General features: G+C 59.8%; 10 protein-coding genes and 1 pseudogene. 10 read left to right on the top strand and 1 reads right to left on the bottom strand.

The features are described 5' to 3' along the window. Positions 1–18: 18 nt before the first annotated feature. The 7 genes from P0D96_RS41390 (at position 19) to P0D96_RS41360 (ending at position 6,785) form a co-directional block, all read left to right on the top strand. Positions 19–891 (top strand): sugar phosphate isomerase/epimerase family protein, encoded by an 873-nt coding sequence (locus P0D96_RS41390; protein ID WP_408182343.1) that lies wholly within the window; start codon positions 19–21, stop codon positions 889–891. A 131-nt stretch (positions 892–1,022) separates the two neighbouring features. Beyond that, positions 1,023–1,922, top strand: a complete 900-nt coding sequence (locus P0D96_RS41385; RefSeq protein ID WP_408182342.1) for an NAD(P)-dependent oxidoreductase — start codon at positions 1,023–1,025, stop codon at positions 1,920–1,922. A gap of 39 nt (positions 1,923–1,961) precedes the next feature. Next, entirely contained in the window at positions 1,962–3,356 is a 1,395-nt protein-coding gene (locus tag P0D96_RS41380; protein WP_408182341.1) for an MFS transporter, read from the top strand. 86 nt (positions 3,357–3,442) lie between these two features. After that, positions 3,443–4,525 (top strand): Gfo/Idh/MocA family protein, encoded by a 1,083-nt coding sequence (locus tag P0D96_RS41375; protein ID WP_408182340.1) that lies wholly within the window; start codon positions 3,443–3,445, stop codon positions 4,523–4,525. Between the two features lie 6 nt (positions 4,526–4,531). Next, positions 4,532–5,611, top strand: coding sequence for a sugar phosphate isomerase/epimerase family protein (locus P0D96_RS41370; RefSeq protein ID WP_408182338.1), 1,080 nt, complete (start codon positions 4,532–4,534; stop codon positions 5,609–5,611). A gap of 17 nt (positions 5,612–5,628) precedes the next feature. After that, positions 5,629–6,492, top strand: a complete 864-nt coding sequence (locus P0D96_RS41365) for a shikimate dehydrogenase (protein ID WP_408182336.1) — start codon at positions 5,629–5,631, stop codon at positions 6,490–6,492. Then, on the top strand, positions 6,492–6,785 hold the full coding sequence (locus P0D96_RS41360; RefSeq protein ID WP_408182334.1) for a hypothetical protein: 294 nt from the start codon (positions 6,492–6,494) through the stop codon (positions 6,783–6,785). The genes P0D96_RS41365 and P0D96_RS41360 overlap by 1 nt, the downstream gene beginning before the upstream one ends. Positions 6,786–6,833: 48 nt before the next feature. On the opposite strand, the pseudogene P0D96_RS41355 reads toward P0D96_RS41360, so the two are convergent. Further along, positions 6,834–8,279, bottom strand: a pseudogene (locus tag P0D96_RS41355) (IS1182 family transposase). A 349-nt stretch (positions 8,280–8,628) separates the two neighbouring features. On the opposite strand from P0D96_RS41355, the gene P0D96_RS41350 reads away from it, so the two are divergent. The 3 genes from P0D96_RS41350 to P0D96_RS41340 all read left to right on the top strand — a co-directional run bounded on the left by P0D96_RS41350 (position 8,629) and on the right by P0D96_RS41340 (position 15,071). Then, complete coding sequence (locus P0D96_RS41350; protein ID WP_408182332.1) at positions 8,629–10,263, top strand: ATP-dependent nuclease; 1,635 nt, start codon at positions 8,629–8,631, stop codon at positions 10,261–10,263. Continuing rightward, positions 10,260–14,039, top strand: coding sequence for a UvrD-helicase domain-containing protein (locus P0D96_RS41345; protein ID WP_408319646.1), 3,780 nt, complete (start codon positions 10,260–10,262; stop codon positions 14,037–14,039). The genes P0D96_RS41350 and P0D96_RS41345 overlap by 4 nt, the downstream gene beginning before the upstream one ends. A 294-nt stretch (positions 14,040–14,333) precedes the next feature. Beyond that, on the top strand, positions 14,334–15,071 hold the full coding sequence (locus P0D96_RS41340; RefSeq protein ID WP_408319658.1) for a sulfatase-like hydrolase/transferase: 738 nt from the start codon (positions 14,334–14,336) through the stop codon (positions 15,069–15,071). Positions 15,072–15,670 lie beyond the last annotated feature (599 nt).

Raw genomic sequence — 15,670 nt, 5'->3', positions numbered from 1 at the left:
GAGCATGAGGAGCATCGGATGAAGATTGGCGCAATCACGAACCACGTCAGCGAAGACCTTGAATACAGCCTCAAGGTCTTGCGCGAATTGAAGCTGCCTTACGCGGAGTTCTGCGGCGCGTGGAATCTTCCGGCTGGTTGCCACGACGATGTGCAAACCGAGAACATCGTGCGGCTGATCAAGGCATCGGAGTGCCCTGTTTCGGCCGTCTCGCCGCGGTCGTTCTACATGCTCCCGGCACTCACGACCGAAGCCACCGACGACGACTATCAGCAGGACCTCGACGCGTTCCGCAAGTCGATCGCGCTGGCGAAGCGGCTTGGCACACGACTTGTTCGCGCGATGCCGTTCCAGCGGCCACCCGTCATCTTCGGTGCGCACGGCGCCGAGCGCTTTCTCGCCAATCAAAATCGGGCCTGGCCGAAGCTGCTCAAGCTGTATGAAGAGCCATTGCGCATTGCCGAAGAGAACGACATCGTCATAGCCGTGGAGACGGGCTTCGACACCATGCTCAGTTCCTGCTCGCTGGCCGCACGCATGGTCAGAGAGATGGGATCGAAACATCTGCGCATCATGCTCGACACCGGTAACAACCTCTATTCGACCGAGACACCGTATCCGGAAGCGTATGACCAGATTCGGGACTATCTCGTGCATATCCAGTTGAAAGACGCACGCGTGGATGTCAAGAACGGCTCGGTTGAATTTTGCGCACTCGGCGATGGAGACCTCGCCGAATATCTGGTGCCACTCGCCGAAGCGCTCCGCGCGGACAACTTCGACGGCGTCGTTTCTCTTGAAAACGTGTACCGGCCAGAAGGCGATTCGCTCGAAGAAAGTTTCCGTCGTTCAGTCGGTCGATTCATCGAAGTGTTCGGCTCCGCCGTCTAATTCTTCGGTTCACCGCGAAGCTCGGACGAGCGTCGCGACGGAACCGCAATCACGTAGTCGCGGGTTCAGGTCGATCCAGCACGTTCTGGTCTTCTCCGGCAGGAAATTCATTTTATTAGGAGTATTGAGTCATGAAGAACATTGGCGTGGTAGGTCTTGGAAATATGGGTATGGGCATGGCAAAGAATCTCGTCGCCGGAGACTTCTCTGTCACAGCCTACGACATGAGCAAAGAAAAGCTGGCTGATTTCGTCGCCTGTGGCGGCAAAGCCGGCACCGACGTTGCGGCAGTCGGCGCATCGTCGGATGTCGTCTTCGTGATGGTCGTGGACGCGCGCCAGACCAAGGACGTGCTGGTCGGAAACGGCAAGCTTCTCGCCGCAATGAAACCAGGTTCGGTCGTGGTCTTGACTGCCACCATCGGTAGTCCCGCGGTTCGCGAGATGGAAGAAGCCGCAAAGGAATTCAAGATTCACGTTATCGATTCACCAGTATCCGGCGGCCGAATCGGCGCGGATGCCGGCGAACTGACGCTCATGATGTCGGGCAATAAGGAAGCCTATGAGATGTGCCTCGATGCCTTCAAGGCCATCGCGAAGAACATCAACTATATCGGTGAGGAAGTCGGCAAGGGTCAGGTGATGAAGGCTTGTCTTCAGGGTCTTGTCGGTTGCATCTACTCCGGCATCTTCGAAGTGCTTGCACTCGGTGTTAAAGCTGGCCTCTCCGCTGAGTCGATCTACAACGTCATCGGCACGAGCGTCGCCAACACGCCGATTTTCCAGAACACCGTGCCCGCGATCATGGAGCGCAGGTTCACGGGCAGCGGTTCCAACATTTACAACACCTACAAGGACTTGACCATCACGATGGCGCTCGCGCAGGAGCACGGCGTACCGATGATGGCTACCGGCGTGGCGACACAGTTCTTCCAGGCGGCCAACACCCGCTATCCGACGGACGACAACCAGTGCCTGATCAAGCTACTCGAAGAAGTAATCGGCGTTGAAGTGAAGAAAGCAACTACGTGAGCTTTTAAGCGGCGGGACAACAGTTGGAGGAGATGACAAATGAGCACGTCAACAGAACGCGTTTCAAGCAACAGGTCTCAGGTCAACAAGGCAGCAGCCAGTGGCTGGATGGGATCCGCACTGGAATACTACGACTTTTTCGTCTACGGCTCTGCCGCGGCGTTGTTCTTCCCGCAGTTGTTCTTTCCCAAGGGCAATCCTACGGTCGCGATCATGACCTCGCTTGCGACCTATGCAGTCGGCTTTCTCGCGCGGCCGTTCGGCGCGTTCTTCCTCGGGCACTGGGGTGATCGCCACGGTCGCAAAAGCGTGCTTGTATTCTCGATGATCCTGATGGGGATTTCGACGGCTTGCGTCGGGTTGCTGCCGACTTACGAACAAATCGGCGTCTGGGCGCCGGCAATGCTCATCGTGCTGCGCCTGGTGCAAGGCTTCGCGCTCGGCGGAGAACAGCCCGGAGCCAATTCCATGGTCCTGGAACATGCTCCATTTGGACGCCGTGGCTTTTATGGCAGCTTCATCGCGCAAGGCACGCAGGCAGGACAGATTCTCGCAGCCGGTGTGTTCCTGCCGCTCCTCCACTTCATGCCGCAACAGATGTTCTATAGCATCGGCTGGCGGATTCCGTTCCTGTTCTCGGTAGCCATCGTGATCGTCGGTCTCTTCGTGCGAAGGAAAGTCGACGAGACGCCGGAGTTCACCAAGGAGGTCCGGTCCGGTCAGGTGTCGAAGGCGCCGATCCTCGAGACGTTCCGCTTTGCGTGGCCGGATATGCTGAGAGTCATCGGGATGGCGCTCGCCTACGTCGTCCCGGCGACGATCACGGTGTTCGGCGCCGCTTACGCCGCTCAGCCGGCCTATGGCATCGGCTTTCCGAAGGAGCTGTTCCTCTGGATTCCGGTACTGGGGAACGTGATAGCCGTCATCACCATTCCGTTCGCTGGCATTCTCTCGGACAAGATCGGCCGTCGTCCGACGTTCGTCGTCGGCATGATCTGCTCCGGCATCGCCACCGTGCTCTATCTCTACGCCATTAGCATCCACAGCATGATGCTCACATTCATCGTCTCGATGATCGCGTGGGGCGTAGTGTATCAAGGCTACAACGCCATCGTGCCGAGCTTCTGGCCGGAACTCTTCCCGACGAGATTCAGGGTTACCGGCAATGCAATCTCCCACAACATCGGTGTCGTGCTGGGTTCGTTCATTCCGATTCTGCTCGTGGCCGTCGCGCCGCCCGGATCGTCGAACATTCCGCTGAAGGTCGGCTCGATTGCCTTCGCGGTCGCCTGTCTCTCCGCGTTCGCCGCATGGAGTGCACGGGAGACTTACCGCATTCGCATGGAGGACCTCGGAAACAAGCATGCGGTACCGGTCGACGAAATCGAATATGAACGCATTCGCATCGAAGCCAGCCGGAAGATTGCCGTCTAGCCAGCCGTTTGCCGAAGGGCATGGACACTCCTGATCCATGTGTGGAGTGCAACACGAAGATCCATCGTTTAGACAGGAGACGCTAGATGGCAGCAGAAGACACTAGATCCGTTCGAATCGCGGTTGCCGGTGCTGGGCTCATTGGCCAGGAACACATCAAGAGAGTGCTTGCGGTGCCAGGCGCGCAACTGGCGGCTATCGTTGACCCTGCACCAAAAGCGAAAGAGCAGGCGGAAAGCCTCCAGGTATCGTGGTACCCGGATCTCGAGGTCATGTTGGCCAAGGAAAAGCCGGATGGCGTCGTCATCGGCTTGCCGAACCAGTTCCATTTCAAGGCTGGCATGGAGTTGATCAGACACGGCGTGCCGATGTTGATGGAGAAGCCCGTCTGTGAGTCCGTCGAAGAAGCTATTCGGTTCGCCGACGCCGCCGAGGTTGCCAACGTCCCGGTCCTCGTTGGTCACCATCGCCGTCATAGCCCACTCACACAACGCGCGAAGTCCATTATCGACTCAGGGCGTCTGGGCCGCATCACCGCGGTTCAAGGATTCTGCTGGTTCCTCAAGCCAAAGGACTACTTCGAAGGCAAGACCGCGTGGCGCGGGCAGCCCGGTGCCGGCGTACTGCTCCTCAACCTGATTCACGTCATCGACGACCTTCGTAACCTTTGCGGCGACATCGAAAGCGTGCAGGCATCGTCCTCGAATGCGGCTCGCGGCTTTCCGGTCGAGGATACGGTCGGCATCATCCTTAGATTTCGCAATGGTGCAATCGGCACGTTAGCGATTTCGGACGCCGCTGTGTCGCCTTGGAACTGGGAGATGACCGCCGGCGAGAACCGGGCCTTCCCGCGAACCGATGAAGCCTGCTACTTCGTGGCCGGCATGGAGGGATCCCTGTCGGTGCCGCGTCTCGAGCTATGGCACCACGGATCGGACTTGAGCTGGTGGTCGCCTCTGCGCTCGGAGCGGGCATCAATTCCGGAGCAAGACCCTTTCACGTTGCAGTCGACCAGCGACCCGCTCACGAATCAAATGCAGCACTTCTGCGGAGTCATCCGTGGGACAGCAAAGCCGCTGCTCGACGCACGCGGCGCGGCGAAGACGCTCGCGGCGACCCTCGCCGTGAAAGAGGCCGCGGCAACAGGCTGGATTGTGCCGCTTTCATAGGAGCCGTTGAATGAACGCCTTTTGCCCTTCCATCACTCGTCTGCCGCGAACGATAAAGAAGCAGCGTCATCGAGGCAAGCGAGAAAGTCTCGTCGACGGATTCAACCCTTGCAGAGGTTATCAATGAAGATCGGACTTGTTTCCGACAGTCTGTCCCACCTCTCGCTGAGCGCTATGCTGCAGGCGGCACAGGAGATGGAAATAGCGGGCGTGGAGATAAACACCGGCAATTGGTCATCGGCGCCTCATATCGATCTTGCGGGATTGCTCGCGAGCAGTGGCAAACGACGCGCATTTCTCGATGCCTTCGAAGATCGCGGGCTTTCCCTGATTGCCCTGAATGCCAATGGAAACCCGCTCCATCCGACGGACGGGGATCGACAATCGGCTGTGGTCCGCGACACCATCCGACTTGCCGCCGAGCTGGGCCTCGACAGGGTGTGTCTGATGTCGGGCCTGCCAGGCGGTGCACCGGGAGATCGCATGCCGAACTGGATCGTGTCTTCCTGGCCGCCAGAAACGCAGCAGATTCTCAATTGGCAATGGAACGAGGTCCTGTTGCCGCATTGGACGTCGCTCGTGAGGTTCGCGTCGGATCATGGGATAACGAGGCTGTGCCTCGAACTGCACGGCAACCAACTCGTCTACAACGTCCCCACACTTTTGAAGCTTCGAGCGGCGGTGGGCCCCGTCGTCGGCGCGAACCTCGATCCGAGTCACCTCATGTGGATGGGTGCGGACCCGATCGCCGCCGTCGATGCACTCGGCAAGGCCATCTATCACGTGCACGCGAAAGACACGGGGATCAATCCGACCCGGTGCGCCACGACGGGTCTGCTCGAAAATGGTCCGCTCGATGACATCGCGGCACGCGCATGGAGCTACATCACGCTAGGCTACGGTCGCCCGGAAGCATGGTGGAAAGACTTCTGCTATCGCTTGCGCATGAACGGCTACGACGGATGGATGTCCATCGAGCATGAAGACGTGCTGATGTCGCGCGTCGAAGGAGTTCGTCGCTCGGTTGCTCTGCTGAAGGCCGTTGCGCCGGTCGAGCGCGCCGACTTCGCACCGCAGTCAATCTGATTTCAGTGGAGCAAACCATGTCTGAACCTAAGCCCGCGATCCTGATCGGCTTGATCGGCACGAATCTGCAGTTTTCAAAAGCGCCGCAAATTCACATGCAGGAAGGAGAAAAATGTGGATTGCGGTACATCTATCGTCTGGTCGATCTGGCCGCCCTCGGCTTGAGCAATGACGCTCTACCTACTCTTCTTCAGGCGGGCGCACAACTCGGCTTCAACGGCTTTGCAGTGACGCATCCCTGCAAGGAAGCTATTCTGCCGCACCTCTCCGAATTGTCGAGTGACGCGCGGCTGCTGGGTGCGGTCAACACCGTCGTTCTCAAAGACGGCAGATCGATCGGTCACAACACGGACTGGTTCGGCTTTGCGGATTCGTTCCGACGCAACATGACAGACGTTAAAACCGACCGGGTCGTACAACTTGGCGCGGGTGGTGCGGGCAAGGCTGTCGCGCACGCACTGCTCGCCTGCGGGGTCGGCCACGTAAATCTCTGGGTTCGGAATCCGGATAAAGCGAAGCCTGTGGTCGACAGTCTCGCCGCGACTCATGGAGCCGACCGGATTAGTATCGTCGAAGACTTGACCGAAGCCCTCGCCGGCGCGGACGGCCTCGTGAATGCGACACCTATTGGCATGGATGCACATCCCGGGTGCCCACTCCCAGCGCGTTTGCTACGCCCGAATCTGTGGGTGACCGACCTGATCTACTCGCCAGAAGAGACCGAACTTCTTAAAGCTGCTCGTCTGCTGGGAGCGCGGACAAATAACGGCAAAGGCATGTTCTTTTCGCAGGCCGCCGAGCAATTTCGTCTGTTCACAGGAATAGCCGCGGACCAGCAACGAATGAGAGAACACATGCAACTGCTGACTAGAACGCGGTAATGGAGTTTCGTACATTCGTAAGCCCGCTGGCTCTTTGGAAAATCGGCAATAAAAGCATTTTGCGGCAGCGAACGGCCGAATTATTAGGAAAGCCATCATCTGAACGTCAGGTCGACGCGCCGGGCGAACGTCCTTTGCTGGCCGATGACCGCCTGATGCGATCGGCATATTTCGGCCTAGGCTGTGTGGAAACATGCGCAGAACCGCAACACGGCGCACAGCTCTCACGCCGCCGCACGCGTTTAGCTGTTTGTGCGGCCGATGCGGTAGAGCGCCCCTTTAAACGGCTCTGACGCCTTCTAACAAGCTGTTCTGGGTGAATTTCAGGACATACAGGGTGCTCAAGCACCCGCCAGCCGCATTGCCTTCATCGTCTTCCTGAATCCCAGGATTCTGAGCACACGCATGAGATTGTAGGCAAGTACGTTTAAACTCATTTCGGTACCTACATTGGGCAACCTGCGCATCAGGAAGTGCGTGTAGCCCATCCAGTGCTTGAACGTTCCAAAGACATGTTCGACGGTTCGCCTGCGCACCGTCATCGCATCGGGCGTTTTGTCCAGCCGACGTTGAGCTGCCTCCAGCACCGACTCATGCTCCCATCGACTTATCCGTCGTTGGCCGCTGGGAGTGCACTGTGACTTAATTTTGCATTGCGAACAGGCGCTGCTTCAGTAACGGTGTAGCTGCATCCCGTGTTCCTCGCTGGTGTAACGGTAAATTGCCCGTTCTCCAGCTGGACATTGGTACTCGTCATCCCGCGCAATGTAGATGAAGTCTGCCTTGTCGAATCGGCCATGGTATTTCGCACCTGATGTTGTCGGCTTCGGCAGCATGACGTCAATCCCCGCATCGGCGCACTCCTTGATCTGAGGCCCACTGTAGTAGCCACGATCGGCGACTGCCCGCAGTCGGGTCTTGCCCATCGCGTCGCGCGCAGCTTTTGCCATGGGGCTAAGCTGCGCCCGATCGCTGCCAGAGTTTGTAACCTCGTGAGCCACGATGAGGTGGTGATTGGCGTCGACGGCCACCTGCACGTTGTAGCCCACCATTCCCGAGCCTTTGCCGCTCGTCGCCATGGAGCGCGCGTCGGGATCAGTCATCGAGAGCTGGCCATCAGGCTGCGTCTTGAGTTGCTCCTTGATCTGATCGAAGTTCCGCATCTGCTCGCGTAAGCGCGCGATCTTATCTTGCAATCGGGTCGTCTTCGCTTCGAGCTCCGCGGGTTGCGTACGATCGGCAGTCTCCAGCGCGTTCAGATACCGCTGCATGCTCTCCTCGATCTGCTTCTGGCGCTTGTCGACCTTACCCTCGGTGAAGTTACGATCGCGCGTATTGACTGCCTTGAACTTGCTGCCGTCAATGGCGACCAGCGCTTGCGAGAACAGCTTCAGCTCACGGCAGAGCATCACGAAGCGGCGACACACGTTGCGAATGCCGATGCCGTTGTCACGACGAAAGTCGGCTATGGTCTTGAAGTCCGGAGCCAGTCGTCCCGTAAGCCACATCAACTCAACATTGCGCTGGCATTCGCGCTCAAGGCGCCGGCTCGATTGAACCCGGTTCAGGTAGCCGTAAATATAGATCTTCAGCAGCACTGCTGGATGATAGGACGGGCGACCTGTAGTCGACGGCATTGCTCCATCGAAGCCCAGTGATGCAAGGTCAAGCTCTTCTATAAACGCCTCGATAATCCTGACCGGGTTGTCCGCTGCGACGAAGTCATCAAGGCACTCTGGAAGCAGCGTCACCTGCTTGCGATCTTCACCTTCTATGAATCGCTTCATCCGGTCACCCATGCTGAATGAGTTAATCCAGTTTAGGCGATGAGCGCGTTTTCACACAAGCTCGACCCACAACGGTCAGATAACTTTCTCCAAACCGGTCAGTCAGCAGAATCAAGTTTTTGCAAACTCAAATGCCACTAAGCGGCCGTTGGCGACCTCAACGAATCGGCCACTACCTGCCCTTAGCTCGGCTCCAGTTTCCGGACATTCGAGGGCTAAGGGCTCTGAGACCACTCAGCAGAAAAGCGGCGCTCTCGGATTGATTGCGCCGCTTGCTGCTCGCCTTACGGCGTCGCTGGCCTTACAATTTGAATCAGCGCGTCAGCGCGCAACGACGAACTGAGGGCGCATGAAGATTGCCAAGGTCAAGATCACGAACTTCAAGTGTTACGAGGAGACCTTCATTCTCGTCTTGAACGACGGCCTGAACGTCATCGTCGGTGCCAACGAGTCTGGAAAGACCACGATCCTGGAAGCGATCCATCTGGCGCTGACGGGGCTCCTGCACGGCCGGCCCCTGAAAAGCGACCTGACAAGCTATCTCTTCAACTTGGCAGCACAGACCAAGTACGTGCAGAGCCTCGTCACCGGTTCTCCGCTGCCGCCGCCAACGATCACCATCGAATTGTTCTTCTCCGGGGATTCAAGCGAACTGGCTGAACTGGAAGGCGATGGAAACTCAGAAAAAATCAAAGCCAGCGGCGTGGTCTATCGCGTTGAATTCGACGAGGAGAACTACAAGGGGCCGTATGAGGCGCTGGTGGCGGCCGGCGAGCTGACCTCCATTCCGGTCGAGTACTACACGGCGACTATGCGCTCGTTCGCGCGCAAGGGCATCACCTCGCGCAGCATCCCGATCAAATCCGCCTTGATCGATTCATCGAGCGCCCGTTTGCAGAATGGCTCCGACGTCTATGTCTCTCGGATCATTCGCGACGTGCTTGAGGAGACCGAGCGGGCGTCGATTTCGCAGGCCCATCGAAAACTGAAGGAGGCTTTCGTCGAGGACAGAAACCTGCAGCTAATCAACGAGCGGATCACCAAGGCCGCCAAAATCAGCCAGAAGTCGGTCAGCATTTCGGTCGACCTGTCATCCCAGACCGCCTGGGAGAGCAGCCTCATGACGTACATCGACTTCATCCCGTTCCAGTATATCGGCAAGGGCGAGCAATGTGTGATCAAGACCAAGCTGGCTCTCAGCACCAAGAAGAGCGCCGAGGCCACGGCCATCCTGCTGGAAGAACCTGAGAACCACCTGTCGCACGCGCGGCTCAACGAACTGATTACCGACCTGACCGATCAGCACGGGCAGAAGCAGATCATCATTTCCACCCACAGCAGCTTTGTGGCGAACAAGCTTGGTCTCGATCATCTGATCGTGCTGCGTTACAGCAAGGTGGTGCGGATCTCGGAGCTGGAGGCCAGCGATTTCTTCAAGAAGCTGGCAGGATACGACACCTTGCGCCTAGCGCTGGCCCGAAAGGCAATCTTGGTGGAAGGCGACTCTGACGAGCTCGTCGTCCAGCGGGCCTATATGGACGCCCACCGCGGACGGTTGCCCATCCAGGACGGCATCGACGTTATCTCGGTCGGCACCGCCTTCCTGCGCTTCCTTGAGCTGGCGACGGCGCTGAAGATTCCGGTGGCTGTGGTGACCGACAACGACGGCGACACCGCCGCCGTCGAAAAGAAGTATGCCGCGTACAAAGGCGAAGCTCTCGTCAATATCTGCTTCGATCCCGTCGTAGACAGCGGATCTCTGACGGTTAAAGGCAAGGCGTTCAACTACAACACGTTGGAACCGAAAATTTTGAAGGCGAACAGTCTCGCGACCCTCAACAGTGTGCTGGGAACATCGGCGAAAACGGACGACGAGCTTCGCACCCATATGCGAGCCAACAAGACTGAGAGCGCTTTGTCAATTTTCAAATCAACGACCGCGATCGCCTACCCTGACTATATCAAGCAGGCCATCGCGCCGTGACAGGCGAGAACAAGATCGTCATCGCCGCGGCCGGCTCCGGCAAGACGACTTACCTCGTCGAGCACGCGGTCAAGATCAAGAGCGAGCGGGTCCTGATCACGACCTACACAGAGTCCAACGAGGCGGAGATTCGCCAGAGGTTCTTCGACCTCGTGGGTCGTGTGCCGGCCAATGTCGTGATCATGACGTGGTTTAGCCTCCTGATCACCCACGGCGTAAAGCCCTTCCAGGGCGGCCTGTTCGATTTTCCCCTCACGGGCATGCTGCTGGTCCAAGCGCAGTCGGGAATTCGCTTCCGCAACAACAAAGGCATAGCAGTGCCGTGGCCCGAAGAGGAGATCGGAAAGCACTTCTTCGACCCAACTGGCCGGGTCTATTCGGACAAGCTCGCGAAGCTCGTTATCCGGTGCAATGACAAAAGCGGCGGCGCCGTCATCGATCGGCTTGGCCGCGTGTTCCCCCACGTCTTCGTCGACGAGGTCCAAGACCTGGCCGGCTACGATCTCGACATTTTGGCGGCGCTCGCCCGCAGTTCCGCGCACTTGCTAATGGTCGGCGACCCGCGGCAGGTGACCTATCTGACCCATCACGAGCGCCGCCATGGGAAATACGCCGATGGCGGTATCGTCGCCTTCCTGAAGCAGGAGCTTCCCCGGAAGGTCGCTGTCGAGATCGACGAAACGAGCTTGAGCCGATCGCATCGCAACAGCGCCGCCATCTGCGCGGTCTCCTCGCGTCTGTTCCCAGCGCTTGCCGCCAGTCAAGCCTGCGAGTGTGTTGAGTGCCGCAAAGGTTCGCCGACGGGCGCAGGTGTCTTCGTCCTCAAGACCGCCGATTACGCGCATTATCTGGCGAGTGTCAGACCGATGCAGTTGCGCGATAAGATCACCAGTAGTGGCGTCGACGAGAGGTCACCCGCGATGAATTTTGGAGAATCCAAGGGGAGAGGCTTTGACCATGTGGTCATCCTTCCCACGGTGCCGATGCAAAAGTGGCTGGTCGACCCGTCGGCCGAGTTGAAGGCTCAGAGTCGAGCCAAATTTTACGTCGCGCTCACGCCCGATTCCCAACAGATGCATTCCAAGCGCCGCGCAGCCCTCATCGAGACAATCGCCCAAGGGGTGGAGCAGGTGGGTCCCGAGTTCGAACGGTTCGCCGGGATCGTGATGGGCGCGCGTGCGCATGTGCGCATGACACATGCCGGAGTGAACCTTCGCGGCTATCCCGTTGCTGGCGTCGTCGACAGCGAGAGCGACGATGGCCAGGAGGCGGTCGAATATTCGGATCGCCGCGGGTATTTCGACGGGTCCATGGCAAAGGCCGAGAGGGATCTGCTGAAAGTTCTGGAGGACCGGCCGGCGGCCAAACAGATCTACTTGGTGGCTGGCGAGCGCGCTCGCCCCCAGAAGGTCGCCGACTTCAAGGCGCGAATCCGCGATTGGCCGCAGATGGCTGGCAAGGCTCTCTCTTTATTCGGCAGTGAGGAGATCGCGACCGAAATCGTCGATCATCTGCTGCTCAACGAGCAGATAGTCGGGCGGCTGACGCCCTATTTGTCCGATCTCCACCGCATTGTCGACGAGGAAGTGGCGGCGGCGCTGGTGCCCTCCTTGCCTTCCGACACTCTGGCGCGGCCGAATGTGGACGTCGAGATCGTGGCCCGCCTGGCCGTGCAACCCGTACTGACGATCGCCGGCATGGGCGGCCTGGGCAAGTCGGTCGCGGCGATGGCTTACGCAGACGCACATCGCGGTACCTACCAGATCCGCCTCTGGCTCGACGGCGACAAGATCAAGCGGGCCGAGAGCCTGCGGGCCTTTCCGTTGGTGCGGGCCGGCGACCCCCGCAACATCGCCAGCCTGCTCGAAGCTGGTGGCTGCCTGCTAGTCATCGACGACGCGCACCAGGATATCTCCGTCGAGGCCCTGACCAAGTACTGCGGCAAGGGTTCGCACGTGATCCTGACCCGCCGTCTGGCTCGACACGGGGCCTACGAGCCGCCGTTGCTAACGCGGGACGAAGCACGGGCGATATTGGACGCGTCCGGACCGCCCTGCCCGCCGGCGGTGTTCGAGACGATCTGGGCGAGCGTCAACGGCTACCCCATATGCCTGAGCCTGCTGCGGGCCGCTGCCCGGTCGGGCGTAACCTGGGACGATCTGGCTGACGATTGCCGTGCGGTTGGTAAGCTCTTGGACGAGGACGGCATACGCCTGGTCGACAGGCTGCTCGACCGCTTGAAGAACCAGCTTCGGCAGGAGTTGTCCGTGTTTCTGTGGGCCGAACTGCCGGCCGTCGACACGGCTTTTCTCACCCACGAGGTCGCGCGGGTCGGCGTGCGGAACTTAAACGCCTATGGTCTGACGAGTGTCGATCGCGGCGGACTGGTGCGTCTGCACGACGTAGTGTTCGCCGCTCTCAAGAGCCTCGACTGGTGCGACGCGGCCCGATCAGCGAAGCTCGACCAGGCGCTTCAGGCCTTCATCGTTGAGGTCGCTAACGAACCGGGCCTGCGCCTGTGGACCCTCGTGCGCGCCATGATGCCCAAGCTCGAGGCCTTGGTAGCCGCCGGCCTCGACGAGGGTCCGTGCCTCTACGCCCTGCTAGAGGTATGGGAGCCGGACGAGGTACGCCCCGACCTCGTCGGCAACCCCGTGACCGAGGCGGCATGCTTGCGCCATGGTCCGCGTGGTCCCCTCGCGGTAATTACCACCATCGAAGCGGTGGAACAGCTCTTCCTGGTCGACAAGCGTGAGGGCGATCGCGTGGCGCGTAAGCGCTTGGAAGAGCGGATGCCGGTCTTCGCCGCCCTGGCCGCCTTGCCGGACCTAACGTCGCGCGAATTGGCCCAAATCCAGCATCACGGAGCGAAGGCGCTCAAGCGCCTGAACCGCCCGGCAGAAGCGGCCGAGCGGTTCGAGGCTGTCTTGGCAGGGCCCTTTCCCATGGACGAGGCGCGGCTGCAGCTAGTTACGATCTATAGGTCCGATCCAAAGAAGACAGCCGAGACCATCGCGCTGGTCAACGCGGTTTTCGCGCGATGGGGCGCGGGCGAGGACGTGACCTATTCGGTGATCCTGGGCCTCATCGAACGCCTGCCTGCCGGCGAAGGCCACTGGCGCAACGACATCATCGCCCGCAACGCTGAGGCGATCAAAACCACCATCGTCGAGGCCTCGAACCAAGGCGTTGGCCAAGGCCCGCGGGCTTTCGCCCCGCTGGGCCGGTTCATCTCTACCGAAATGCCCGACCTCTTCATGGACATCTTTCGCCAGATCCCGGTGCCGGTGCTCGAAGGTCTCGGCACCGACGCCGACCGCTTCGCTTGGGCAGAAATCTTCGCCGAGGCTGCGAGGATCCCGAGCGTGGACGCCGTGGCCCTGCGGGCCGAAGCGCTTCGTTTCTACGACGCTATGGTCAAGCCGACCGACTTCCACGCCCAGCGGCGCGCTGAACTTCTGATAGACATGGTCCGGGCGGCTGAGGCCGAGACGGTGCTGTTGGGCTTAGTGGAGAAGGAGTCAACGGCATGGGTCGAACGCCTGCTGGCACGCACGCGACTCGCACTTGGCGATCCTGCCGGGGCACTCGTGCGGATCGACGCGGCACTGGCACTGCTTAAGGGCGAACACTTCAGGAGCGAATTTCTGGAGCTACGCTACGATATCCGCTCGAAGCTCGGAGACGCAAATGCCCGGCAGGACCTGGAATACGCAGTCGCGGCGAGCCAGAAAAAGGCTGAAGGCCACAGGCTGTCCGCGCGACAAGGGCTTTAACTCGAAGGCTGAGATTAGACCGCGCCGCTGGGCTTCGTCGTTGGTCAGAGCAAGGAGTGGCCGGCTCCGAACCGTTCTCGACGAGATTGTTGGCATGCTACGGCAATCTGGGTTGCCGTCCAAAGGCAGACGCTGCCTAGGTCTCCGTTGGGCCGCGTCAGTCCGCTCTTCAAATCCATCGCGCGAAAGCGGCCAGTGACATTCCGCTGCCCGGAAGCGACCAGTCGCCAGTGCGTATTTCCGACCCCAAGCGGACCGCCGATCCCATGACTTGTCAACGGCGGCTGCCAAGCTATAACGGCCGGTCAGCCTGCGTTTCTCGCGGTCAATCTCGTCAATCCGCACGACGCGATGTTCGTCAACACCGATCCGCCCGGCTCGGACCTGCAAGACAGTAACAAGCCGATGCTCGGCAATGCGCGGCCGCCGGAAGACGCGCTCTATCAGCAGACGTGGGATCGTACGCCGCTCGCGGCCTCGCGCCATCAACCTTACGACGAACCTGGCAGGCCGCCTGCGCACGGCATGTTCAACGCGGCGCACGCGAATCTCGTCGGCGCCTACCCGTTCACCGACGAGCGCATCCGCACGTACCAGAACAACTACTTCAACTGTATTCGCGACTGCGATACCCATGTCGTGCGGCTGTTGCAGACCTTGCAAACATTGGGACTCGACGAACGCACGATCGTCGTGATGACCGCGGATCACGGGGACCACGTCGGTGCCCATCAACTGGTGGGCAGGGGCGCGACCGCGTATCAGCCGCAAAACCATGTGCCGCTGGTGATCCGCCACCCAGCCTATCCCGGCGGCAAACAATGCAACGCGCTGACTTCACATATCGACATCGCGCCGACATTGTCGGGACTGCGCAATCTCGCCACGGATCGCACGCGCAACGGGGAGCTGCTCCTCGCGATGAACAGCAAACTCAACGACACGATTGCGAACGAAGTGGGCGAGGACAGTCCGGATGTGATGCCGATTCGCGACGGCAAAGTGCAAGTGCAGATACGCAGGCACGGTTGAGCGGGCGGGGCGTGTGGTGCAGTCTGCAGAGACGTCGTGCCCGCCTGCGCATGTCAGTGTGTGGCTGCCATGCTCATAAGTCTCGTCCAGGCCGCCAACAAGCTTGACCGATGACTTCCTCACGCCGCTGGTTGCCCGGGCCAGCGGCCCCTGTCGAGCGTGGCGTCTGGGCGAGCACGGCCGTCGTTGGCGGTCCCAAGTCCATGACGGGGGTTCGCGCAGTTGATGAAAATACGCATCATGCAGACCAACGCTTTTCGCGGCTTGCTCTACGAACTGCCATCGTGCGATAGACGAAGAGGGAACGCCCGTGGACCTACCAGACTGGGTAGGTTGCGGGCTCATGCGTCATCCCGCCAGCTTGCCGTGGAAGGCTTCCAATCGCGAATTCTCGCCGCAGAGCGTCCGCGTATGATCGAGAGGTATTTCAACATGGAGTCGCGTGCGCCTGAATGCCTGCAGTCGACCCCAAGGAGGTAGTCGTCACAGTGTGATTCTGACGGCGGGTTCCAGGGGCGACAGCAGCCATTCGTCCAATTGCTATGGCGGGCAAGCGTATCTCACTATCTCCGCCAGATCGTTACCTTCTGGTAGACCCA

Source organism: Paraburkholderia sp. RL17-347-BIC-D (assembly GCF_046027915.1).
Lineage (GTDB): Bacteria > Pseudomonadota > Gammaproteobacteria > Burkholderiales > Burkholderiaceae > Paraburkholderia.
This window is presented reverse-complemented; position numbering and strand designations above follow the sequence as displayed.